This is a genomic window from Campylobacter concisus (assembly GCF_902460535.1).
In the GTDB taxonomy this organism is placed as follows: Bacteria; Campylobacterota; Campylobacteria; order Campylobacterales; family Campylobacteraceae; genus Campylobacter_A; species Campylobacter_A concisus_AS.
On record NZ_CABPTV010000002.1, the window covers coordinates 105,936 to 129,299 of the forward strand.

The window sequence follows — 23,364 nt, forward strand, 5'->3', positions numbered from 1 at the left end:
TACCAGCAACCAAAATAACTAAATTTCAATACTCGTATCAAAGCAGTGTTTCACTGCTCCACTAAATAAAATTTTGCCACCAGCAAGCCTAAGTCCAAGCTCCTCGCCGCTTTTTGGATAGACTTTTAGGCATTGCGCTGCGTTTAAATTTAAAGTAGCACCGTAAAAGCAAGCCGCCATGCCAGTGCCACAAGCTAGCGTCTCGTCCTCCACGCCCCTTTCGTAGGTTCTCACCTTTAAAACGTCGCCATCAAATTTGGCTAAATTTACATTTGCATTGTATTTTTGACGAAGTGCCCTGCACTCTTTGACGTCAAAATCCTCTAAATTTTGCGTGAAATTTACAAGGTGCGGCACGCCAGTATCGTAAAAATACCAAGTTTTGCCACCTTCATTTAGTGGCTCGCTTAAAATTTTTGGACTTGTTAGCACGACCTCGACGCACTCATCTTTCACACTTGCCATCACCTCGCCACTACCAGTCAGCAAGGCAAATTCGCTCGAACTTACAAGGCCGTTTAGATAGGCATATCTAGCAGCCGCGCGCGAGCCGTTGCCACACATCGCAGCGTAGCTTCCGTCGCTGTTGTAAAACTCCCATTTCACGCCCTTTTCATAAGGCAAAAGCACGATGAGCCCATCAGCTCCCACGCCGTTTGTTCGGCTACAAATTTGCCTTGCAAGCTCGCTTCTATCTTTGCTTAAAAATGTGTGAAATATGACAAAATCATTGCCACTAGCGTTGTACTTTGAGACTTGCATGAGCTGTCCTTCTTTTTTTTGCCTGATTTTACTAAAATTTAGGTAAGAGTTGTTAATAAATTTAAAGGAGCCACCTTGAAGAGCTACATCTTAAATTTAGAAAAAGAGTTTTCTCTCATAGAAAATGGCTTTAAAGAGCAAGAAACTAGGGCTTTGGCTGACTATAAAGCAAAGGGAGATGAGCGCTGCAAAGAGCTTGCATACCTAGCATACGGCTCAAAGCTCTATCAAGTGCGGATGTATGCGGTTTTTCTCTTTGGGCACCTTTCGGATCGTGAAGAAATTTTGGCGTTTATGAGGGATCAGGTTTCAAAGGATGAAAACTGGCGAGTTCAAGAGGTGCTAGCAAAGGCGTTTGATGAGTTTTGTAAAAAGGTTGGCTACGAGCAGGCACTTTTTGTCATCGATGAGTGGCTAAAAAATGGCAACACAAATGCAAAAAGAGCCGTAACAGAGGGCCTTAGGATATGGACTAGTAGGCCCTATTTTAAAGATAACCCAGATGAGGCCATTAGGCGGCTTTCTAGTCTAAAAAATAGTGCGAGCGAGTATCTTAGAAAATCAGTTGGCAATGCCTTAAAAGATATAAGTAAGAAATTTCCAAATTTAGTAAAAGCCGAGCTTGATAGCTGGGATTTGGGTAGTAAAGAGGCCATGCAAACATATAAATTTGCTAGTAAATTTATCAAGAAATAGCGCAAATTTGGCCTAGAAATTTCTCTAGCTCAAGCTGTAAATTCTCCATGTCGCTGCTATTATCTATAACAAATTTTGCCATTTTTCTCTTTTGTTCGATGTCCATCTGAAGCCCTACTCTAGCTTTTGCATCCTCTAAATTTAAACCATTTCGGCTTATTAGTCGGCTTAGCAAAAGCTCTTTTGGCGCGTAGATCACAGCTACATTTTTAAACTCAGCGTAACGCTCCTTTTTTTCAAAAAACAAAGGGATATCGACAAAATAAACCTGCCCCAAGCGCTCAAGCTGCGAGGCCTTTGATAAAATTTCAGCCTTTATCTTTGGATGCAAAATTTGCTCTAAATTTTTAAGCTTCTTTGGCTCACGAAAGACGATAGCACCAAGCTTTTTACGATCTATCAAGCCAACCTCATCTAAAATTTGCTCGCCAAACTCTCTAACGATCTCTCGTTTGCAAAATTCAAGCTGCTCGTGAGCGATAAGGTCTGCATCGATCACGCTAAATCCTCGCTCTTTTAGTAAATTTACAACCGTGCTTTTGCCACTAGCGATCGAGCCTGTGATGACGTAGGCGTTTGGAAATTTTTGCAAAGTCGCTCCATTTTTGAAAATTGATAACAATTTTAGCAACTTTTGGCTAAAGTTTTAAAAAATAACCAAAAGGGCGAAAATGATAAGTTATAAAGATGCCGGAGTCGATATAGATGCTGGAAATAGCTTTGTTGAGGCGATCAAGCCTTTCGTAAAATCTACGCAAACACCAAACGTCATAGGCGGCATCGGATCATTTTCAGGTGCGGTCAGACTGCCAAGCGGATATAAAAATCCAGCCATTTTAGGTGCCACAGATGGCGTTGGCACAAAGCTTCGCCTAGCTATCGACGCTAAGAAATTTGAGGGCGTGGGCGAGGATCTAGTCGCTATGTGCGTAAATGACCTCATCTGCAACTTTGCCACACCACTATTTTTCCTCGACTACTACGCGACTGCAAAGCTTGAGATAGAAAGCGCCAAAGAGGTGGTGAAAAGCATCGCAAATGGCTGCAAAAAGGCGCAGTGCGCGCTGATCGGCGGTGAGACAGCCGAGATGCCGTCGATGTATGAAAAGGGCGACTTTGACCTTGCTGGATTTGCCGTGGGTATCGCTGAGGCTGACGAGATCGATAGGAGTAAATTTGTAAAAGCAAGCGACGTTTTAGTCGCACTTCCTAGCAGCGGCCTGCACTCAAATGGCTTCTCTCTTGCAAGAAAAGTAGTAAGCGAGCTTGGGCTAAAATTTGATGAAAAAGTGGGTGAGCGCAAGCTCATAGACGTCCTTCTTGAGCCAACTAGAATTTACGTGAGCGACTTTTTAAACCTAAAAGATAAGATCACAGCGATGGCGCATATAACTGGTGGTGGCATAGTTGAAAACCTGCCTCGCGTCTTTCCTGCTGGACTTGGTGCGAAGGTGCAAAAAAGCACTATAAAAACGCCTGAAATTTTTAAAATCCTCGCGCAAAAAGTAGAAGATAGCGAGATGATGAGGACCTTTAACATGGGCGTTGGTATGATCCTTGTTGTGCCTAAAGAAAATGTTGATGCAGTGCTAGCAAATAGCGATGGCTACGTGATCGGCGAAGTGGTAAGTGATAAAGGCGTTGAGCTAGTTTGATGCACACAAATAGTGTAAAACACCTGCAAAAAACTGAAAATAAGAGTTTTTTTGACCTTAGCGTCTATCAGTTTTTAGGCATGTTTGGCGTGCTAGAGAGCGATATCAAAAAGCTTGATTTTTATGAGTATTGGTGCGAGGTTTTGAGAGGGTCAGGCATGCTGCCTATCATGCAAGACAACGGCAAGGACGGCGATCTTTATGATGAGAGCTGCGAGGTGATCGACTGCCTTATCTACCTATATGATTGGGAGAAATTTAGCCGTATCTACATAAACACAGGAAAATAACTTGGCAAAGCAAAAGGCAAAAATCGCACCGATCTGGGCTAGAGTAAAGGCTTCTATCATCGATCTTTTTATCATCGGTATGCCGATATTTTACGCCACGACCTATCTTTTGCTTGACGGCAAAGAGGCGTTTTTACACAACCAGCTTGCCATCTTTGTGGTAAATAGCATCATCTCATTTATAATGTGCCTATTTTTTAGTATAAAGGCGCAAACTCCAGGCTACAAAGCGCAAGAAATTTATCTCATAAATTTACAAACCGGCAAAAAACTAAGCCTTTTTCACGCGATCTTGCGCCAAATTTGCTTTGCATTTGCTGGCTTTAGCATCATCGGACTTTGCCTTTGCTTTTTTAGAAAAGACAAGCTAAATTTACACGACATCATCACCCACTCAGCCGCCGTGCAAAAAGCAGCTTAAATTTACTTCACTCTGTGCCAAAGTAGGCGGTTTTTGCCTAGTTTTGTATTGATACTCTCTTTTATAATAGAGCAAATATACTCTTTTGAAAGCCCTATGGTCTCCTCTAAGCTCTTTCCCTTTGCAAGGTAGCAAGCAAGCGACGCCAAGAAAGTGTAAGCAGGCTAATCTATGCACTTATTTTTTATCTTAGCAACAGCTTTATCACAAAATAATGCACATTTATCAATGTAAAAGTTTTGTTTCGAATTTTTAGTCATAAATCGCCTAAACTAGCGAGTTAAATAGAAAAAACAAGGTCAGAAACGAGAAAATTTAGCTACAAGCCACGGAAAATGATTAAATTTAGGGTGAAATTTAAGCGCTTTGCGAGTAGAGTTTGACCTCGTTTATCAAAAACTCATAAACTCTTTGCTGGACTAAAATTTCCTCCTCGCAGCCACTCATCAAGCGGCGAAGGTGCGAAAAGTCTATCTTTTTAGCATATCTTTTGTGGTCTTTCATATCTTTATCTATGCATAAAAGAAGCGTGTCAAGCGTGATCCTATCGTTTCTTTTGACCCTTGCGACGTACTCTCTAACGGTTTGGATTAAGAAGTCTTTTCTAGTTTGGTCGTTTTCATAAATTTCACTTACGATATCGTTTAAAACGTAAAAATCATCCTCGTCTGGGTCAAATTTAGCTGAAATCATAGCAGCAAAAATTTTGGCACGAAACTCTAAAGACTTGTGGTGATAGATGAAAAAATCCCTAAAAGCCGATAAAAAACGAAGCTTGATCTTTCCTGGCATTGCCCTACTTTTGGTGAAATTTATGTGAGATTATATACTCTTAAAGCTAAATTTTTAAAAATGTAACTATAAAACTAAATTTAAGTATAGTTTTTGTATGATTGCGAAGCTCCTTCTTAGACCTGTGCAATGCTTTTTATGAGCACCGCTTCAGGGTGGGAACACAGCAGAGCACTTGTATTAAGTGTGTGCCGCAGTCATCTGAGAGGGGGTCTTTCTAAACCAAAATGCTCATTAAAATTATCACAAATTTCTAAAAAATCCACTCCGTCAATCTTAGGTTTTTCGCTAAAAAATTTATACATATTATTAAAGCCGTCAGTTAGCTCTTTTGACTTGACGCCGTAGCTTATGGAAATTCCAGCTTCGATATAGGCTGAGAGCTTGTCGCAGTATTTTAGCGCTTTGCCGTCTATTGGGTTAAATTTATCCTCATTTACGTTCTCCATAGTCCCTTCGTGGCAGATGATCTTGCGCTCATAAGTCCTATTTTCAAACTCATCTTTGATAAATTTCTCGCCATCTTTTCTGATACCAAGGATGTAGCTAAACTCATCTTTGATCTTTTCAGGCACAAATGGCAAAATCCTCTCATCAATAAGCCTCATCTCATACTCGCTGATAATCTCATTTAGCCCCTTTACGCCGTATTTTACAGGGCTTATGATATCCCTTGTAAGGCTCTCTGGTAGGTCGTGAAATAGTGCGCAAAAGAAGTTATTTTCCAAGCGTTTTTTGCAAGCTTTTGCTTTTAGTGAGTAAAAGTAGCTAAGTATCGCAACAACTAGCATATGTCCTAAGACCGCAGTTTCAGGGATACGAGGCGTTTGTGCCCAGCGCTTTTGAAACCTTAGCCTGCCACTTAGATCAACAAGACGGGCTAGCTTTTGGTTCATAGCGATCTTTCTAACGCCGATTAGCTCGTAATAATCCTCCATCTCCTCCTCAACTTTACCCTTAAGCTCGTCGATATCACTTAAAAACTGGCTCGTTTGATAGACGATAGAAAATTCCCACCTCGTGGCAAGATAGCTGGCTGCTTTTAGTATAAGGCGCTCTTTTTCGTGAGTTTTGTCGTTTTTATAGTGGTTTTTAAATCTCTCTAAAAATTCGCCTCCCTCGATATCTGAGATGAGCGTCTCAAGGTTGCTTAAAACCCAGCTATTTATCTGCTCTTTTTTTGTCTTTTGGATGTGGTGAAAGACGTCAGGGCGTATGTCTGTGACTACGACCCTGCTTAAAAACTCAAAAATTCCAGCCTCGATGATGTAGTTCATGTCGGCATTTTGCTCTTGTTTTGCTATGAAATAAGCGATGATAAATTTATGAGCCTGCTTGTCAAGCTCGACTAAATTTGTCATCTTTGGATAGTCGTTCCAACGTGATATAGATGCTGCTTTAAAGATATGTTCTATAAGCTTAGCACTTATCATTATTTATCCTTTTTGACTACTTTTGGCTTCTTATCATCGGCGTAGCTTATCTTTCTAAAGCCATCTTTGTTTGAGCTTCTTCTTGGCTTGTCATCTTTTTTAAATTTATCATCTCTGCTGCCCCTGTTACTGCCACGATCGCTCGTGCTACGTCTTTCACGTGGCTTATCACCAAAGCTACTTCTTTCTCTAGTTCTTGGAGTAAATTCTTTCTCTTCAGCTGTCTTTTTTACGACTAGATCAGAGCTGATCTCGATAACCGTATGGACATTTCCACGTGGGTTAAAGTCGCCCACTATCTTCATAAATTTAGGCTCTAGTTTTTTCTCTAAAACAGAGTAAATTTCATTTATACTATCTTCGTGGCTGATGTTGCGGTTCATAAAGCTATTTATATAAAGCTTTATCGCTTTTAGCTCAACAACTAGCTTGTTTGGTATGTACTCAAGGTATATGGTCGCAAAGTCAGGATAACCAGAGCGAGGGCAAAGGCAACAAAACTCAGGCAGAGTAATCTTTATGACATAGTCCCTTGTTTGCTTATTTTCCCAGACCTCAAGGTCACTCTCTACGTCAAATTCTTTCAAAATTTTCTCGCCGTATTTCATCTCTATCTCTAGCTCTTCGCTCATTTTTTATCCTTTATATTTTTACTAACCAGGTCAAATTTAAATTTGATCACCTTTTAAATATCCAAGTGTTTAACGTCTTTTGCGTGGTCTTGGATGTAGTTTCTTCTTGGCTCGACCTCATCGCCCATGAAGAGATTAAACGTATCAGAAGCGCTTATAGCGTCGTTTATATCGATCTTTAAAAGTCTTCTGTTCTCAGGGTTCATAGTTGTCTCCCAAAGCTGCTCAGGGTTCATCTCACCAAGACCTTTATAGCGCTGGATATATGCACCTTTTTTCGCATTTTTCTCTACTTCATCAAGCACGTCTATAACGTCACTATGCAAGTCTAGGCCACGCTCTTTTATCTTTTGACTGATGTAAAGCGCCTCTTCATAGAGTGGGTTTGTAAATAAATTTTCATTTACCACAAGCTCTTCTAGGCCGCTCTCTGTTTGGACGTAAATTCTAATCTCATCATCGCTAACGTAGTGGTTTAATATGTTATGACCCTCAGCTTTTAAGAAGTCTCTTAAAATTTCAAAAATTTCATTGTAGCTTTTTGAGACGATGTCTGGATTTTCTATCATATAGCGGATCGCTGAAAGGACGTTAAAGCGTTTTTCAAGCTCTTTTAAGACGCTTCTATAAGCTGCAACGATCTTTAAAAAATCGATGAGATCCGCACTACCGATACCCTCTATATCAACGCCCTCGATGCCAGTTTCGATAAGAAATTCGTTTAAAGCTTTTTCATCTTTTAGATAAATTTCTTTCTTGCCTTTTTTATAGCGGTAAAGTGGCGGCTGAGCTAGATAGATGTGGCCGTTTTCTACAACTTTATTTAAAAACCTAAAGAAGAAAGTTAAAAGTAGCGTCTGGATGTGGCTACCATCGACGTCGGCATCGGTCATGATGATGATCTTATGATATCTAAGCTTTTCAGCGTCAAATTCATCTCCAATACCGCAGCCTAGCGCTGTTATCATATTTTTTATCTCATCAGACTTTAAAATTTTATCCAGTCTTGCCTTTTCAACGTTTAGAATTTTACCCTTAAGCGGCAATATCGCTTGAAAAACTCTATCACGTCCTTGCTTTGCAGAACCGCCCGCAGAGTCGCCCTCCACTAGATATAGCTCGCTAATTACCGGGTCTTTACTCTGACAATCAGCTAATTTGCCAGGGAGTGTGCCTACGCTCATACTCTCTTTTTTGCGAGTTAGATCCCTAGCTTTTTTAGCCGCTTCTCTACCACGAGCTGCCATTAGGGCTTTTTCCATTATCGCTCTTGCTTCGATAGGGTTTTCTTCAAAATACTTTGTAAGCACGTCAAAAACCATCTTTTGAACGATAGGTTTTACGTAGCTTGAACCTAGTTTGCCCTTTGTTTGTCCCTCAAACTGCGGCTCTGGCACTTTTACGCTCACAACTGCGATAAGTCCCTCGCGGATATCTTCACCAGTTATCTTTGTATCTTTTTCACGTGCAGCAGCATTTGCTTGAACATAGTTTGTGATAACTCTTGTAAGGCCCGCTCTAAAGCCAGCTTCGTGCGTACCGCCATCTGGAGTTTTGATGTTATTTACAAAGCTTAGTAAATTTTCACTATAAGTGTCGTTGTAAAGCAGGGCAAAATCAACCATAACATCATCTTCGCCGCCGCTAAATGAGACCGCTTTGCTGACAGCATTTGCCTTGTTCATATCAGTTACAAAGCTCTCAAGTCCGCCCTCAAAATGAAAGCTCTCGCTTCTGCCATTTCTTTGATCTTTAAAATTTATAGTTATCTTTGGGTTTAGATAGGCTAGCTCACGAAATCTTTTTGTTAAAATTTCATCGTCAAATTCAGTCACTTCAAATATGCTATCATCTGGCCAAAACTCGACTTGCGTGCCTGTGCGATTTGTAGTTTTTATCACTTCAAGGTCGCTTTGTGGGATACCTTTTGAAAATTCTTGTCTATGAAGCTTGCCATCACGTTTGATATTTACGATTAGCTTTTTAGAAAGAGCATTTACGACAGATACACCAACGCCGTGAAGACCACCAGAGACTTTATAAGTGTCCTTGTCAAATTTACCACCAGCGTGAAGCACAGTTAGAACAACAGTCGCAGCTGAAATTTTCTCAGTCGGGTGCATATCTACTGGGATACCACGACCATTATCACTAATGATCGCTGAGCCATCACGTGTAAGCTCAACATCTATCGTATCGCAGTATCCTGCCATCGCTTCGTCGATAGAGTTATCAACGACTTCGTAGATCATATGGTGAAGACCGCTTATGTTAGTATCGCCTATATACATGCCTGGGCGCTTCCTGACCGCCTCAAGCCCTTTTAGTACTTTAATATTTTCTGCGCCGTAATTATTTTCCATCATAAACCTTTTTTAACTTATATATTTAATGGACTTATAACCGTTAAAAGCTCTTTTGAGCTAACAACGAAAGGTAAATTTTTATCTTTAAATCCAAACTCAAATTTCTCATCTTCTATGCTTTGTAAGAAGTCTATTAAATTTCTATTTTTGACATTTATGCTGATATCTTCTTCAAGTCCAGTTTGAAACTCTATCATCGTTTTGGCTTCAGAGTTGTCCTCTATGATGCTCTCAAATGTAATGCTCTCTTTTGAAAAAGTTATCTTCATCTGATCGCTTAGCATAGAAATAGTCTTGATACCCTCAACCATCTTATCTCTGTTTAGTTCAAATCTTATAGCAATATCTTTTGGTATAACGCGCTCATAGTCAGGGAATTTGCCATTTATCAGCTTTGTGAAAAACTCAAAATTTTGGCTTTGAGCAATGAGGACGTTTTCATCATAGTAAATTTCTATCTTGTCAAAAAATAGCTTTTGAATTTCATTTATCGCCTTTTTAGGGATGATGAGTGAAAACTCATTGCTCGCTTCATTTGCAAATTTAAATACAGCTAGCCTTTTTGTATCGGTGCCTACTATATTTATATAGTTTTGTTTTATGTCTAATAAAGCGCCATTTAGCTCAAATTTAGGGTTATTGCTATCGATGCATGGTAAAATTTTCTTTAAGCTTCTACCTAGCATTATGGCGTCTATGTTAAATTTAGCCTTGCCTTCTATCGTTGGAAACTCTGGGAAGTCTTCAAATTTATACATAGGAAGTTTGTATTTTGAGTTTTTTTGCTTGATGTAAAGATAGTTATTAACAGTTTCAAGCGTTACCTCTTCATCTTTTAGACTTTTGATGATGTCAAGTAGCTTTTTACCATTTGCAGTTGCATAGCCCTCATCAACGATCTTTACGTTGCTTAGTTTATATGCTAGTCCTATCTCGTGATCAGTCGCTTTTATGTTTAAAACTCCATCTTTTGCTGAAATGTAGATGTGAGAAGTTATAGCACTAAGATCTCTTTTTTCGAGATATGGATTAGTGTTTGTTACTATGCTCTCAAGCATGTTTTTGTTTATTAAAACCTTCATTAAATACTCCCTCTTATTTTTAATTTTCTTTTTGTTGTATTAGTTGGTAGCGTGAAAGTGTGAAAACCATCTTTTCTCGCGCCAGCATCGTTATTTAAAATGTGAAAAGAATTTTTCATTTCTTCACATTTATTCACGAATTTCATTCTGTTTTTATCCTTTTGTTAAAATTTTGTTCTTTATCTCAGTCACTCTGAGGTTGAAAATTTCGTTACTCTCCATGAGTTCGTTTATCTTTTTTATGTTGTGACTAACGGCGCTATGGTCTTTCATGCCAAAATAGTTTGCGATTTGAGGCATAGAGTTTGTAGTGAGCATCTTTGCAAGGTAGATGATGATGCGTCTAGCCTCGACGATGTTTTGCACTCTTGACTTGCTTTTTATGTCGCTTGGCTTGATATTTAGCTCTTTGCTAACGATCTCTATAATGGTCTCTAAATTTATATTTTCATGCTTCTCTTTGATGAGATCTTTTAGTGTATTTTTAGCAAATTCAAGCGTTATCTCAACTCTCATCAAGCTTGCGTAGGCGTTTAAATTTATGATAGCGCCCTCGATCTCACGGATATTATCGCCCATGTTTGTAGCGATGTAGTCGATGACCTCTTTGTTTAGATAAATTTTGTCAAATTCACATTTTTTGATGATGATGGCTATCTTTGTATCAAGCTCAGGTGGCGTGATATCAGCCATTATGCTTTGCTCAAACCTAGACTTTAGCCTCTCATCAAAGCCTTTTAGTATCTTTGCTGGGCGGTCTGAGGTCATGACGATCTGACCTTTTTTGGCGATGAGCTCGTTAAATGTGTTGAAAAACTCCTCTTGAATTTTATCTGTCTTGCCAAGAAATTGCACATCGTCTATTAGTAAAACGTCGCAGTTTCGGTACTTTTCACGAAATTTAGTCATCGAGTGGCTATTTAGATGCGTGGTAAAATCAATCATAAACTGGTCGCTCGTCACGCAGATGACGACCTTACCTTGATCTAGGCAGTAGTTGCCAACTGACTGAAGCAGGTGCGTCTTGCCAAGACCAGTTGTGCCATATATAAAAAGTGGGTTGTAAAGCACGCCAGGCTTGTCCGCGACTGCTTTTGCGTTTAAAAATGCAAACTGATTTGAGTCGCCACAGACAAAATTTTCAAATGTATATCCAGGGTTTAAGATACTGCTTTGCGCCTTGATCTGCTTTACATTTACTTGGCTTTGTTTGATGTTTTTTAGCTTTGTTTGGCTTGTTATCTCGACCTCTGGCTTTTTGCCGGTTTTTACTTCGTAAAGGTAGGCGATCTTTTCTGCGTATCTAGTTTTTATAAATTTAGCCATCAATTCACTCGTGGCGTTAAAAACTATAAAATCTTCGTTTGAAGCCTTTTCGTTAAATTTTAATTGTTTGATGTAGCAGTCAAATTCATTAGCTGATATTTTTGTCTGTAAAAGCTCTAAAATCTCGTCTGCTAGCAAATTTCAACCCTTTTTATTTAATGAATTTTATTAGCGATTTTATCTTAAATTTAATAAAACCTTTGTTAAACTCTGACAAACTTTTTCACGGCGTGAAAAAGTCGTGAAAAAGTATTGAAAAGATTGTGATGAAAATTTTAGGAATCGATCCAGGCACGAAAAATTGCGGTTACGCGATACTTGAAAAGAGCAAATTTAAAACTACTCTTCTTGAAGCTGGGCTTATAAAGATAAAGCCAAACACGCTTCAATACCAAATAACAGAGCTTTGCGAGGGGCTTGATCTCATCTTTAAAAACCATAAATTTGATGAGGTCGCGATAGAGGACATCTTCTTTGCCTACAACCCAAAAACCGTTTTAAAGCTCGCTCAGTTTCGCGGGGCACTTAGTCTTAAAATTTTGCAGCTTCATGGTGACTTTGCCGAATATACGCCGCTTCAAGTAAAAAAAACGGTCACTGGCAAGGCAAAGGCTGATAAAGAGCAAGTGGCATTTATGGTGAAGAAAATTTTAGGCATAAATAAAGAGATAAAACCTCTTGATATCACCGATGCTATCGCTATCGCGCTAACTCACGCGAATAATTTAAGAATAAACTAAATTTGATAGGGAAAAAATGGCAACACTAAAAGCTTTACTAATAGGAGATGTGAAAAACTACGGCTCGCAAAATGCAACTGATAAGCTAAATTTACCTTGGAGTTCGGCTATTTTTAAAGTAGCTCAAAATGGCGAAATTTTCGCAAATGAGCTTGGTTTTGAGGGCGATAGCGTCGCTGATACGAAGCACCACGGCGGCCCTGAAAAGGCAGTTTTTGCAAATTCGTTTGCAAACTACGCCGAGTGGGAGAAATTTTTGGGATTAAAAAACATAGCTTATGGGGCGATGGGGGAGAATTTATGTATTGACGGGCTTGATGAGAGCTGCGTCTATGTGGGCGATATCCATAAGGTGGGCTCGCTTGTGCTTCAAGTCTCGCAGCCTAGAAAGCCATGCTTTAAACTCTCAAAAAGATGGGGCAATGAAAATATGGCTACTCACATCTTTGAAACAGGCCTTACTGGCTGGTACTACCGCGTCCTTACGCCAGGCTCGTGCAAAGCAGGCGACGCGATAGAGGTTATAGAAAGTGATCCAGTTCATATGAGCATTTTAGAGATAAACAGGCTCTTTTACGCGCCAAGTGAAAATTTAAATTTACTTGAGAAATTTAACGCCCTCACCACTCTTACAAATGGCTGGCATGATGATATGAAAAGACGCATTGAAGGCGATTACAGCACCGAATTTATGAGAACACTATAAACATTTATACTTTTGCTCCGATTTTGTTTTGCAAATGGATTTCAAATAAAATTTAAAGGAGCAGGGGTGTTTCGTTCTATCACAAATAAGATAGCACTAGCCTTGATGATCTTACTCATCATCTCGTTTTGTGCTATCTCGGCGGTTAGTTATTTTACTTCAAAGGACAAGATCGTTGAGCTTGTCAGTGGCAAAGAGGATCAAGTCCTTAAAGATATAAAGAGTGTTGCAAATACTTTTTTTGATGAAAATTTAGAGCATATCAAGAAAATTTCATCAGTCGTTGAGAGCACTCAAAGTGGCGATGAGATAATGAACTTTGTCTTATCAGAGAAAAAGGTCGCAAACTCTGCGGTGAGCTATATTTATTACGGCGATGAGGATGGACACTTCTTCCAATCAGATGGTAAAAGAACAACCGTAGCTGATAACTACGATCCAAGAACTAGAGGCTGGTATAAGAGCACAAAAGAGAAAAATAAAGAAATTTATACCGAGCCAAGGGTCACTTCTACAAATGATCTTGTTATGAGTTTTACTGCTCCTGTTACTAAAAATGGTAAATTTGTTGGCGTTGTTGGTATAGATATAGATGTAAAAAAAGTTAGTGACAAGATCATCGAGATAGGCAACACTGGCGATGGTGGATATGCTTATGTGATGAGAAAAGATGGCACTATGCTCTTTTCTGACGTAGCTTCAGAGGTTGGCACTATCTTGCCTGCTACAAAGGTCGTCTCAGAAAAATATGCCAATAAAGAATTTGACGAAAATGGTCTGATCTCATATAAAAACTCTAAAGACCAAGATGTAACGGCTAAAATTTTACCTATCAACGATGATGGCTGGCTTGCTGCTGTTGCAATAGGTGCGGATACCTTTTCAAACAACACTATGCCTATCTTAAAAGCTCAGCTAATACTTGCGGTGCTCTTTATAGTCATACTCTCAGCCATTGTATTTGTACTACTAAAACGCTCACTTAAACCTATCGGAGTTATCCAAGAGAAGCTTTCTGATACATTTAAATTTATCACTTATGAGAGCAGCACTGCCCCAAGTAAGCTAGATATCCACACTACTGATGAATTTGGCGTGATGAGTGAAGAGATAAATAAAAATATCGACAAAGTCATAGCTGGCATCAAAAAAGATAATACCATGCTTGAAGAGCTAAATATAGCTGCAAATAATATGATAAGAGGAAATTTAGGCGTCAAACTAAGTGAGAACCCAAATAACCCATCTCTTATCAAACTAAAAGATTTACTAAACACTTTCTTTAGTTCTATTAGTAAAAATTTGGGTAATGTAATAAATATATTAAACGCTTACTCTAAAAATGACTATACTGCAAAGATTGAAATAGATGAAAACATTGAAGCTGATCTAAAAGCTATGATGCTTGGTATAAATAGCTCTGGTGTTGCTATTTGCAATATGCTAAATGATAATCTAAGCCAGGCACAAATTTTGGAAGAAAAAGCACAAATTTTATCTGAATCTATGAAGAATTTAACTTCAGGAGCAAATAAGCAAGCAGAGTCTATTCAAGAAAGTGCAGCAGCTATCGAAGAGATGTCAAGCTCAATGAATGCAATATCTCAAAAGACAGCGGATGTTATAAGACAAAGTGATGAGATCAAAAATATCATCATTATTATCCGTGATATTGCTGATCAGACAAATTTACTCGCTCTAAATGCTGCCATAGAAGCTGCTCGTGCAGGTGAGCATGGACGTGGTTTTGCAGTTGTGGCTGATGAGGTTAGAAAGCTAGCTGAAAGAACACAAAAATCACTTGGAGAGATCGAGGCAAATACAAATGTCCTTGCTCAATCAATTAACGAGATGAGTGAATCAATCAAAGAGCAAACAACAGCTGTTGATATGATAAATCAAAGTGTATCTCAAATAGATAATGTTACAAAAGAAAATATTTCAGTTGTTAATACTACAAACGACGTAACTAGCGAGATAGACGGCATGGCGAAGGTCATACTAACAGACGTTAGAAAAAATAAATTTTAATACCCAAAAATACTACTAGGCTCATGTAAATTTACGTGAGCCTTTAAATTTTTAAATCTTTTTTACGCTAAAATTACCAAAAATTTAAAGGAGAATATATGCCACTACTTGATAGTTTTTGCGTAGATCATGTGAAGATGAAAGCCCCAGGAGTAAGACTAGCAAAGAGTATGAAGACCCCAAAAGGCGATGATATCAGCGTTTTTGACTTGAGATTTTGCAAGCCAAATGAGGAAATTTTGCCAGAAAAAGGCACTCACACTTTAGAGCACCTATTTGCTGGCTTTATGAGAAACCACCTAAATGGCAACGGCGTGGAGATAATAGACATCTCGCCGATGGGTTGCAGGACTGGCTTTTATATGAGTGTCATTGGCACACCTAGCGAAGAAGCTGTAAAAAAGGCATGGCTTGCTTCTATGAAAGATATCTTAGAGGTCAAAGATCAAGATAAAATCCCAGAGCTAAATAAATTTCAATGCGGCACTTACAAGATGCACTCACTTGATGAGGCGCACGCCATAGCAAGCAAAATTTTAGCACAAGGTCTAGTCATCATAAATAACGATGAGATCAAGCTTGACGTTGATGCTATGGGACTAAAAAAGCACTGATTTGAAGCCAGTAAAACAAGAAAATCAAGCCTACCTAAAAGAGCAAATTTTAACCTATCTTGGTAACAAACGCTCTCTTTTAGGCTTTATCGAGCGAGGCGTAAAATACGCAAAAGACGAGCTTAAAAAAGAGAAGCTTAGCTGCTGCGACCTCTTTAGTGGAAGCGGCGTGGTGGCTAGGTTTTTAAAACAAAATAGCGAATTTCTAGTCGCAAACGACTTGGAACTTTACAGTTTCATCACAAACTCATGCTATCTGCAAAACGCCACAAATGAGCTAAGAGATGAGATAAATTTCTGGCAAAAAAAGCTTGAAAAAGAGATAAAAGATAATCTTTCTGAGGGCTTTATAACAAGGCTTTATGCCCCGCAAGATGATGAAAATATCGCTTTTGGCGAGCGGGTCTTTTATACAAGAAAAAATGCCAAATTCATTGACACCGCAAGAAGACTCATAGATGAGGTGTTGCCAGAGGAGATGAGAAAATTTTTCATAGCTCCACTACTTTATAATGCAAGCGTTCATGCAAATACGAGTGGAATTTTTAAAGGTTTTCATAAAAATAAAGAGGGCATCGGTCAGTTTGGTGGCAGGGGGCAAAATGCCATCTCAAGGATCACTTCTGATATAAATTTGACTAAGCCTATTTTTTCAAATTTCAGCGTGCCATTTGAGGTCTATCAAAAGGACGCAAATTTGCTGGCAAAAGAGCTTGATGGGCTTGATCTAGTCTATCTTGATCCGCCTTATAACCAGCATCCATACGGCTCAAACTACTTCATGCTAAATCTCATCGCAAGCTATGAAGAGCCAAGTAAAATTTCAAAAGTCTCAGGCATCGCAAAGGACTGGAACAGATCAGTTTTTAATAAAAAGTCATCAGCAAGCGAGGCATTTTTCGAGCTGATAGCAAATTTAAAGGCTAAATTTGTGCTTATCTCGTTTAACTCAGAGGGTTTTATCAACCAAGATGAATTTGATAAAAATCTAAATAAAATGGGCAAAGTTCATCTACTTCGCCAAAAGTATAATGCCTACCGCGGCAGCAGAAATTTAAAAGCTAGAAACATCCACGTAGACGAGCTTCTTTACGTTTTGAAAAAGTAAATTTAGACAAAAACACAATAAAACAAAAAATGATATAATCCCCAAAAAACAAAAAGGCATGCTATGCAAACAATAACAATAATAGGCGATAATATCAGTCAAAAAGCTATTGAGGCATTTAAAGCGATGGCGCAAGCTATGGATCCAAAATATAAAATCAAGTATGTCAATAGTTCAAAAGAGCAAGAGATGCCGACAGATCAGACATTGCTTGATTTAAAAAACGCAAAAAGTGTTGGATTTTACAAAAACCATGATGACTTGATCAATGAAATAAAGCAAGAAAATCATTGATGAGAATTTTAGAAATTTTTAGCACTTATAAAAAGGATTTGAAGTTAGTTTTAAAGCAAGGATGGGATGAAAAAGCGATTTCAAAGGTGGTTTTTCAACTACAAAATGATGAAAAATTAGCTGATGATTTAAAAGATCATCAGCTTACTGGAAGCTTAAAAGATTTTAGAGAGTGCCACGTTTTTGGAGATTTGGTAATAATCTATCAAAGAGATGATGAAATTTTAAAGCTTTTTAAAATAGGCAGACACCAAGATATTTTTAAAAGATATTAGAACACTTTTTAAATTTATACTTTGATGCTGTTTTGCACTTAATTTTAACCCTCATCCTCTGGCAAGCACTTCTCAAATATAAATTTATGCTCTTCAGGCAAGGTGTCGTAGATAGCATTTGCTAAATTTCTTATCTCCCAAAGGGCTGATTTTGAACTTCTTAGAGAGATGAAATTTTGCAAGCTTCTAGCATTTATACTCCATGTAAGCTCGGTTTTATAGCACTCTGGCAAGCAGTATTTGACTATATCAAGGCTTTTTGTAGTTGAGGCTAAAATTTCACGTAAATTTTCAAGCGCTTTTATGCTTGCGTTATCGACCATTTCGTCATTTGTTAGCACGATAAATTTAGCCGCACGCTCAAACTGCCCTACTTCAAATTTCTCCTCTTTTTTTAGCTCTTTTAGCGTGTAGCGGGTTGATTTGACGCTTAGGCTTGCTATGCGGTGGCGGGCTAGCTCTTGAAGCAGTGCGCGCGAGATGCCTTGGATGTAGAAGTTGTAGTAAAGATGCTCTAGTGTCGATGCGTGTTTAAATTTATTACCCACCCTATCTATCAGCTCGACATCTTTTTCGCCGCCATTGTCGCCTTTGTCAAAGCTTTGCCAGCATGTGCGGATCGCGTGAGAGCAGATATTTAGTGGAGTGTGATTTAGAAGTGTTACTTGCATATTTTCTCTTTTTGTGAAATTTTTTAGCATTTTACAAAAAGAAGGCTGATTTTATTTGTAAATTTAAAAGGGAGCGAGCGCCCCCTTTGTGATTATTGTTTTAGTTGAAGAAGTGTATTTAGCATCTCATCACTTGTTGTGATAGTTTTTGAGTTTGCTTGAAAGCCTCTTTGGATGACGATAAGATCTGTTAGCGCACGGCTTAGGTCGACGTTACTAGCTTCTAGTTTTGAAGCCGCGATCGTTCCTTTATCGCCTGTGCCTGCTGCGCCTATGACTGCTTCGCCTGAGTTTGCAGTTTGTGAAAAGACGTTTCCGCCCTCACTTTGAAGACCCTCGTTGTTTGTAAAGCTAGCAAGTGCAACTTGAGCTAGACCAAAGCTTTGTCCGTTTGTAAATGCACCGATGATCGTACCAGTTTCGTCGATCTTTAGGTCATTTAGTGTGCCACCTGTGTAGCCATCTTGTGAGATAGACTCAGTTGATGAGTCTTTATCAAAGCTTGTTAGTCCGTTAAAATCAGTTCCCAAACCAAAATTTAAACTAACATTTTGACCACTTTGTGAGCCGTTGTTAGCTGAAAATGTTATCGTAGCTGGGTGAAAGCTAGCGAGTGAGCCATTTGAGTTAAATCTCAATGAACCAGTGACAACGTTGTCTGGACCCTCGCCTGTGTAGTTTATCTTAGCAGGCTCTGGTACTTGAATGATCATATTCCATTCAGTTCCACCATCTGTTGTAGTGCCTGTCTTTGCCCATCTGATACTAACTGTGTGTTTTGAGCCAAGTGAGTCAAAAATTTCAGCTGTTGAGCCGTGGCTTGACATCATCATCTTACCGCTCGCTCTTAGTGCTTGACCTGGGCTTAGTGCGCCATCAAGTGCTTTCATGATATTTGTAAAGCGAACGTTTTCATTGACTGCTGCGTTGTTTGTGCCTTGAGCTGGTTTTGTAAGACCAGTTGTAGTCATATAAAGAGCTTGATCAGCTATTTCATTTGTAGGGTTTTCTAGTTGAAATTGACCTAGTTTATTTACAGTGATCTTTACGCCATCGTTCGTATCATCTCCAGCTACTGCCTGAAGTGCAGCAACACCTGCTGCATGTTTTTGATCAGGTGTGCCAGCTGCTGCTGCATAAGCGTTGTTATATGCTAGTGCATAGGCTGGATTTGTTATAGCTGCACCACCTGTACCAGGGGCTACCTTGTGAGCGGCAGTTGCAAGTTTTGCTGCATCAAGTGCGTCAGAATTTGCTCTTATTTGACCATCGCCATTATAATCAACATGGTTTCTAGCATCCTCTTGCATAGCTGCACGCAAATCTTCTGTTGTAGTGATCTGTCTTGCGATTTTGTCGTTATTTGGGTGAACAGCTGTTGTTTGTGAGCTTGTATAGACATATTGATAAGCTGTTATGATATCTTTACTAGCTAGACCGCCAACTGTGTTTCCAGCATTTACTGTTAGGTGGATGTTTTTTGTCTCTTCGGTTGTACCTGAGTTGTTTCTGTTTATAAGCGTTAGTTTGTTACCCTCTGAAATTTCAGCTCTAACACCAGTTTTGTTGTACTGAGCGTTGATAGCAGCTGCAACGTCACTGATGCTTGTCATTGTGCCAGCTTGAGTTTTGATGTTTTGTCCATTTAGTGTTATATCAAGTGTAGCTGGTGGGTTGATCTGACCGATGTTTTGTGCTAGGGCGCTACCTACTGAAAATTTCTCAGTCTTAGCATTTGCGTAGCTTACCCAGATACCTTGACCATCTCTTAGAGCAAGACCATTTCCAAGCTCGTCAAATGTAACGCCAAGATCGACACCACGCTCTGTTAAAATTTGCTCGTTTCTTGAGTTTGTATAAAATTCATCGTTATTTACGTCGTTTTCATTATGAACTTCGTTAGCGTTTAAAATTCCATCGTTATTGTAGTCGCGTCCGCCAGCAACTGAGTCAAGAGCGTAAATAGGTGTGCTTCTTTGACCGATGCTGTTACCTGAGTCGAGGTTGCCTTTTATTTTAACTTCTGTTGTTGCTCTTGCTGGAGTTGTAAGACCTTTTTTGATGACGATGTTGCTTATAGGGCCTGTTGAGTCGATAGTGCCAGTCTCTTCATCTCTAGTCCAGCCTTGAACGATATAACCGCTATTATTTACAAAGTTACCAGCCTTATCACGGACGAAATCGCCGTTTCTTGTGTAGTATCTTGTCGTTCCGCCATCTGGAGATACGACGAAGAAGCCATTTCCTTGAAGAGCAAGGTCGGTTTGCTTGTCAGTGGCTGTTAGTGTGCCTTGTGAGAAAATTCTTGTAGTTGAGTTTATAGTCGTTCCTAGACCTATTTGCATAGCGTTTTGACCGCCTAGCTGACCTTGTGGAGCGGTAGCAACTCTTGGAGTTTGGCTTAGTATATCAGCAAAATTTGCGCGGTTGTATTTAAAACCATAGGTATTGACGTTTGCGATATTGTTGCCTTCTACGTCTATGGCTATCTGGTGGGCTTGTAGGCCTGAAACACCAGACCAAAGTGATCTCATCATGAGCTTATCCTTTTTCTCGTTTTAAAATTTTTTATGATCTTTCTAAAGCAAAAGATGTTCCAAAATTTATATCGGCAAAAAATAATAGTTACTGAGGATATTTTAAATTTGGCAGATTGTGTTTATAGATTGATATGATAGTGATAGTTTGTTCGCCCTCTTCTATGACAAACACAACAACATATCCCTTGAAGACCAAGTCTCTTACTTGGGTATCTTTCATAGTTAGATTTTCTCTGTAAGAGTATGGTCTTTCAGGGATTTTTATGATTTCATTTTTTAGACTATCGCGAAAGTTATATGCACGATTTTTGCTATCTTGTTTTATGAATTTTAATATCTCTTTTAGACTCTCTTTAAAATCATCTGTAAAAAGAATTTTCATCTTAAATTTTTGCCTTCTATTATGGCATCGGTTTCAGCGATCACATCATCAAGAGTGTAATATTTAAGCTCGCCACGTCTATGTTTTGCGATCAGTTCTTTCAAATTTTGTTCATTTTCTTTATTTACGTAGTAGTCGTTATAATCTACAAATTCAACCCTTGCATTAGGGTTTATTCGTTTTATCTCTTGAACCGCTTTTTGTAAAATTTGAGTGATCTGTGGTGTTTCTTCGGCAACTAGCATACCTATCATTTTTGCTCCTTACATATTTTTATCTATCATATTTATCCAAGTATCAACGCACCTACGATGCCACCGATGATTAGTGGGATATTAAAAAATACAAATGTAGGCACGCAAGTATCATATATGTGGTTGTGCTCACCATCAGCATTTAGACCGCTCGTTGGCCCAAGTGTGCTGTCGCTTGCTGGGCTTCCAGCGTCGCCTAGAGCCGCTGCTATACCAACTAGCAAGATGATAGCTGGCACGCCAAAGCCAAGACTAAGGCAAAGTGGCACGTAGATAGAGGCTAAGATAGGGATAGTGCCAAAGCTAGTGCCTATGCCCATCGTTACAAGAAGTCCGATAAGTAGCATCAAAAGCGCTCCGCCTATCTTGCCGCCAGAGACCAAGCTGGCGTATTTTACAAGCTCGTCTATACCGCCACTCTCTCTTAAAATGGTGCCATATCCCGCAGCAACAAGCATGATAAATGCGATAAAGCCCATCATAGCAAGGCCATTATCCATGATCTTATCTACTTTTTTATATTCTATTCCGCCAAAAACAACCATGACCAAAAGTCCAAGTAGCGCACCAAGTGGCAAGAGCGAAGTGTAAATTTGCACGACAAAGGCGACAACCGCACCAGCTAAGACCGCCCACTCTTTTTTAGTCATCTCAAGGCTCTTTGCGCGCTCGATCTCATCAAGCTCGGCCTTTTCAAATTTAGAAGTTTTATAAATCCTTTTTTTGCTATAAAAAAGTATGGCTAAGATGAGCCCTACAAACATCGAAGCTCCACCTATCCACATGACTGAAGAAATGTCCGAGATGGTTGTGTTTATGCCGTTGTTTGCTAGCTCTTTTTTAAGGATATTGTGAAAAAGCAGACCAAAGCCAACGCTAAGGCTAACATAAGGCGCTTGCAGACCAAATGTAAGAGCGCAAGCCACCGCGCGCCTATCTATACCCATCTTATTCATAAGGGCAAGAAGTGGTGGGATCAAGATAGGTATGAAAGCTATATGAACTGGGATCAAGTTTTGAGACAAACAAGCGATAAAGGCGATGGTTAGTGTAAAAATGACCTTATTTGAGCTAAGAAATTTACTCATTGCATTTATCAAAATGGCTGTTAAATTTGTATTTGCTATGGCAGCTGCGAGAGCACCTAGCAAGATATAGCTTAGCGAGGTCTCAAGGTTGCCTTGCATGCCGCTTATGAGGCTTTGTGTGGTCTCTTTTAGGGCCGAAAAAAAGCTCTCAAAACCGCTTGCCAAACCGCTTTCAAATCCGCTAAAACCATGCTTATACATGACACCAGCGACAAGCGCAGAAACGAGGATAGAAAGCAGGATGTTAAAGCGCAGCAAACATAGCACCGTCATCACCAAAATGCTAAAAACAACAGGGTTAAAGAGAAGCATGTGTGTCCTTTTTGTATGAGTGCAAGAATTATACAAGGGCGGGGCTTATTAAATTTTAAAAAGAGTGGCTTAAGTGGGTATGTGTTAAGATTTTTGGCAAATTTTAAAAGGAAAAAGCGATGGATTTAGAGAAAATTTATAAGGACGCTGGGGCATATTTGGAGGGGCACTTTTTGCTAAGTAGTGGTAATCACTCGCAGTTTTATCTACAAAGTGCAAAGGTGCTTGAAGATCCAGCACTTGCGGCAAAGCTAGCAGATGAGCTAGCGCGCGTGATAGAGAAATTTGGCATTAAATTTGATAGTGTTTGTTCTCCTGCACTTGGTGGAATTTTGGCTGGATATGAGCTAGCTCGCGCGGCGAAAAAGCGCTTTATATTTACAGAGCGCGTTGATAGGGTGATGAGCTTAAGGCGCGGCTTTGAAGTGAAAAAAGGCGAGAAATTTATAGTTTGTGAGGACATCATCACAACTGGTGGCTCGGCACTTGAGGCGGCTCGTGTCATAGAGAGCCTTGGTGGCGAAGTGGTTGGCTTTGCCGCACTTGCAAATCGTGGCTTTTGTAAGGTTGCAAATTTAGGCAACGACTCAAAGCCAAATGCAAAACTGCCAAGCGACAAGCCATTTTTCGCTTTAGGAAATTTTGAATTTGAAATTTACGAGCCAGAGCACTGTCCGCTTTGTAAGAGCGGTAGCAAGGCTATTAAGCCTGGAAGCAGAGGCAACTAAAGGCTAGTTAGAAAATTTAGCCAAATCTTTGGCTAAATTTAACTTTCTCTTTTAAATTTATCACTTAAGTAGTGAGCTGATTTTTTACTTTAAGCTTACGATCATGATGTAAATTTATGAAATAATTTTTATTTTGTGTTATTTAAGTCGGATTTTTGGCTTAAGA

The 23,364-nt window shown here is 39.3% G+C and carries 26 protein-coding genes and 1 other RNA gene; 13 read left to right on the plus strand and 14 right to left on the minus strand.

Annotated features, from left to right (window positions below):
- Positions 1-18 precede the first annotated feature (18 nt).
- On the minus strand, positions 19-762 hold the full coding sequence (gene dapF / locus FZ945_RS02160; protein WP_148802173.1) for a diaminopimelate epimerase: 744 nt from the start codon (positions 760-762) through the stop codon (positions 19-21).
- Between the two features lie 75 nt (positions 763-837).
- Between dapF and FZ945_RS02165 the strand changes: the two genes are divergently transcribed.
- Positions 838-1,458: a DNA alkylation repair protein gene (locus FZ945_RS02165; protein ID WP_148802175.1), complete on the plus strand. Its 621-nt coding sequence runs from the start codon at positions 838-840 to the stop codon at positions 1,456-1,458.
- On the opposite strand, the gene coaE is transcribed toward FZ945_RS02165, so the two are convergent.
- Positions 1,448-2,050 carry a dephospho-CoA kinase gene (gene coaE / locus FZ945_RS02170; protein WP_148802177.1) on the minus strand — a complete coding sequence of 201 codons (603 nt, stop codon included), beginning with the start codon at positions 2,048-2,050 and terminating at the stop codon, positions 1,448-1,450. The genes FZ945_RS02165 and coaE overlap by 11 nt on opposite strands.
- Positions 2,051-2,129: 79 nt before the next feature.
- On the opposite strand from coaE, the gene purM reads away from it, so the two are divergent.
- The 3 genes from purM to FZ945_RS02185 are packed head-to-tail and all read left to right on the plus strand — an operon-like array spanning position 2,130 to position 3,824.
- Positions 2,130-3,113 (plus strand): phosphoribosylformylglycinamidine cyclo-ligase, encoded by a 984-nt coding sequence (gene purM / locus FZ945_RS02175; protein WP_148802179.1) that lies wholly within the window; start codon positions 2,130-2,132, stop codon positions 3,111-3,113.
- Positions 3,113-3,403 carry a hypothetical protein gene (locus FZ945_RS02180; protein WP_148802181.1) on the plus strand — a complete coding sequence of 97 codons (291 nt, stop codon included), beginning with the start codon at positions 3,113-3,115 and terminating at the stop codon, positions 3,401-3,403. Before purM ends, FZ945_RS02180 begins: the two co-directional genes overlap by 1 nt.
- Before the next feature lies 1 nt (position 3,404).
- A complete protein-coding gene (locus FZ945_RS02185) occupies positions 3,405-3,824 on the plus strand; it encodes an RDD family protein (protein ID WP_148802183.1) in 420 nt (139 codons plus the stop codon).
- 2 nt (positions 3,825-3,826) lie between these two features.
- Here the strand turns inward: FZ945_RS02185 and FZ945_RS02190 are convergent, their stop codons facing one another.
- Together FZ945_RS02190 and FZ945_RS02195 are read right to left on the minus strand one after the other, a co-directional pair.
- Positions 3,827-3,973 carry a bifunctional hydroxymethylpyrimidine kinase/phosphomethylpyrimidine kinase gene (locus FZ945_RS02190; RefSeq protein ID WP_148802185.1) on the minus strand — a complete coding sequence of 49 codons (147 nt, stop codon included), beginning with the start codon at positions 3,971-3,973 and terminating at the stop codon, positions 3,827-3,829.
- A 208-nt stretch (positions 3,974-4,181) separates the two neighbouring features.
- Positions 4,182-4,616 carry a hypothetical protein gene (locus FZ945_RS02195; protein ID WP_148802187.1) on the minus strand — a complete coding sequence of 145 codons (435 nt, stop codon included), beginning with the start codon at positions 4,614-4,616 and terminating at the stop codon, positions 4,182-4,184.
- Between the two features lie 113 nt (positions 4,617-4,729).
- On the opposite strand from FZ945_RS02195, the gene ffs reads away from it, so the two are divergent.
- An RNA gene (ffs, locus tag FZ945_RS02200) (signal recognition particle sRNA small type) lies at positions 4,730-4,827 on the plus strand.
- Here the strand turns inward: ffs and FZ945_RS02205 are convergent.
- From FZ945_RS02205 to dnaA, 5 genes are all read right to left on the minus strand, one after another.
- Positions 4,814-6,049, minus strand: coding sequence for an HD domain-containing protein (locus FZ945_RS02205; RefSeq protein WP_148802189.1), 1,236 nt, complete (start codon positions 6,047-6,049; stop codon positions 4,814-4,816). The genes ffs and FZ945_RS02205 overlap by 14 nt on opposite strands.
- The gene (gene queF / locus FZ945_RS02210; protein ID WP_262367134.1) at positions 6,049-6,681 is read right to left on the minus strand and encodes a preQ(1) synthase; all 633 of its coding nucleotides are present in this window, start codon (positions 6,679-6,681) and stop codon (positions 6,049-6,051) included. The genes FZ945_RS02205 and queF overlap by 1 nt, the downstream gene beginning before the upstream one ends.
- Before the next feature lie 53 nt (positions 6,682-6,734).
- Positions 6,735-9,044 (minus strand): DNA topoisomerase (ATP-hydrolyzing) subunit B, encoded by a 2,310-nt coding sequence (gene gyrB / locus FZ945_RS02215; protein WP_148802190.1) that lies wholly within the window; start codon positions 9,042-9,044, stop codon positions 6,735-6,737.
- Between the two features lie 17 nt (positions 9,045-9,061).
- Positions 9,062-10,129 carry a DNA polymerase III subunit beta gene (gene dnaN, locus FZ945_RS02220; RefSeq protein ID WP_148802192.1) on the minus strand — a complete coding sequence of 356 codons (1,068 nt, stop codon included), beginning with the start codon at positions 10,127-10,129 and terminating at the stop codon, positions 9,062-9,064.
- Between the two features lie 153 nt (positions 10,130-10,282).
- A complete protein-coding gene (dnaA, locus tag FZ945_RS02225; RefSeq protein WP_103567040.1) occupies positions 10,283-11,593 on the minus strand; it encodes a chromosomal replication initiator protein DnaA in 1,311 nt (436 codons plus the stop codon).
- Positions 11,594-11,715: 122 nt separating this feature from the next.
- Between dnaA and ruvC the strand changes: the two genes are divergently transcribed.
- From ruvC to FZ945_RS02260, 7 genes are all read left to right on the plus strand, one after another.
- Complete coding sequence (ruvC, locus tag FZ945_RS02230; protein ID WP_103567041.1) at positions 11,716-12,195, plus strand: crossover junction endodeoxyribonuclease RuvC; 480 nt, start codon at positions 11,716-11,718, stop codon at positions 12,193-12,195.
- Between the two features lie 16 nt (positions 12,196-12,211).
- A complete protein-coding gene (locus FZ945_RS02235) occupies positions 12,212-12,901 on the plus strand; it encodes an MOSC domain-containing protein (RefSeq protein ID WP_148802194.1) in 690 nt (229 codons plus the stop codon).
- A 66-nt stretch (positions 12,902-12,967) separates the two neighbouring features.
- Positions 12,968-14,932 carry a methyl-accepting chemotaxis protein gene (locus FZ945_RS02240; RefSeq protein WP_148802196.1) on the plus strand — a complete coding sequence of 655 codons (1,965 nt, stop codon included), beginning with the start codon at positions 12,968-12,970 and terminating at the stop codon, positions 14,930-14,932.
- Positions 14,933-15,030: 98 nt separating this feature from the next.
- Positions 15,031-15,546, plus strand: coding sequence for an S-ribosylhomocysteine lyase (gene luxS, locus FZ945_RS02245; RefSeq protein WP_012140684.1), 516 nt, complete (start codon positions 15,031-15,033; stop codon positions 15,544-15,546).
- Between the two features lies 1 nt (position 15,547).
- Positions 15,548-16,654 carry a DNA adenine methylase gene (locus tag FZ945_RS02250; protein WP_148802198.1) on the plus strand — a complete coding sequence of 369 codons (1,107 nt, stop codon included), beginning with the start codon at positions 15,548-15,550 and terminating at the stop codon, positions 16,652-16,654.
- A gap of 63 nt (positions 16,655-16,717) precedes the next feature.
- Entirely contained in the window at positions 16,718-16,948 is a 231-nt protein-coding gene (locus FZ945_RS02255; protein WP_103614211.1) for a molybdopterin converting factor, read from the plus strand.
- Positions 16,948-17,223, plus strand: a complete 276-nt coding sequence (locus FZ945_RS02260) for a type II toxin-antitoxin system RelE/ParE family toxin (protein WP_103567136.1) — start codon at positions 16,948-16,950, stop codon at positions 17,221-17,223. Before FZ945_RS02255 ends, FZ945_RS02260 begins: the two co-directional genes overlap by 1 nt.
- Positions 17,224-17,267: 44 nt before the next feature.
- Here the strand turns inward: FZ945_RS02260 and thyX are convergent, their stop codons facing one another.
- The 5 genes from thyX to FZ945_RS02285 form a co-directional block, all read right to left on the minus strand.
- A complete protein-coding gene (gene thyX / locus FZ945_RS02265) occupies positions 17,268-17,894 on the minus strand; it encodes an FAD-dependent thymidylate synthase (protein WP_103635662.1) in 627 nt (208 codons plus the stop codon).
- A 92-nt stretch (positions 17,895-17,986) separates the two neighbouring features.
- Positions 17,987-20,431, minus strand: a complete 2,445-nt coding sequence (gene flgE, locus FZ945_RS02270; RefSeq protein WP_148802200.1) for a flagellar hook protein FlgE — start codon at positions 20,429-20,431, stop codon at positions 17,987-17,989.
- Positions 20,432-20,519: 88 nt separating this feature from the next.
- Positions 20,520-20,816 carry a type II toxin-antitoxin system RelE/ParE family toxin gene (locus FZ945_RS02275; protein WP_148802202.1) on the minus strand — a complete coding sequence of 99 codons (297 nt, stop codon included), beginning with the start codon at positions 20,814-20,816 and terminating at the stop codon, positions 20,520-20,522.
- Positions 20,813-21,070: a hypothetical protein gene (locus FZ945_RS02280; RefSeq protein WP_148802205.1), complete on the minus strand. Its 258-nt coding sequence runs from the start codon at positions 21,068-21,070 to the stop codon at positions 20,813-20,815. The genes FZ945_RS02275 and FZ945_RS02280 overlap by 4 nt, the downstream gene beginning before the upstream one ends.
- Before the next feature lie 32 nt (positions 21,071-21,102).
- Positions 21,103-22,470, minus strand: a complete 1,368-nt coding sequence (locus FZ945_RS02285) for a Na+/H+ antiporter NhaC family protein (RefSeq protein ID WP_148802207.1) — start codon at positions 22,468-22,470, stop codon at positions 21,103-21,105.
- Positions 22,471-22,589: 119 nt separating this feature from the next.
- Between FZ945_RS02285 and pyrE the strand changes: the two genes are divergently transcribed.
- On the plus strand, positions 22,590-23,198 hold the full coding sequence (gene pyrE / locus FZ945_RS02290) for an orotate phosphoribosyltransferase (RefSeq protein ID WP_148802209.1): 609 nt from the start codon (positions 22,590-22,592) through the stop codon (positions 23,196-23,198).
- The last annotated feature ends 166 nt before the right edge of the window (positions 23,199-23,364 follow it).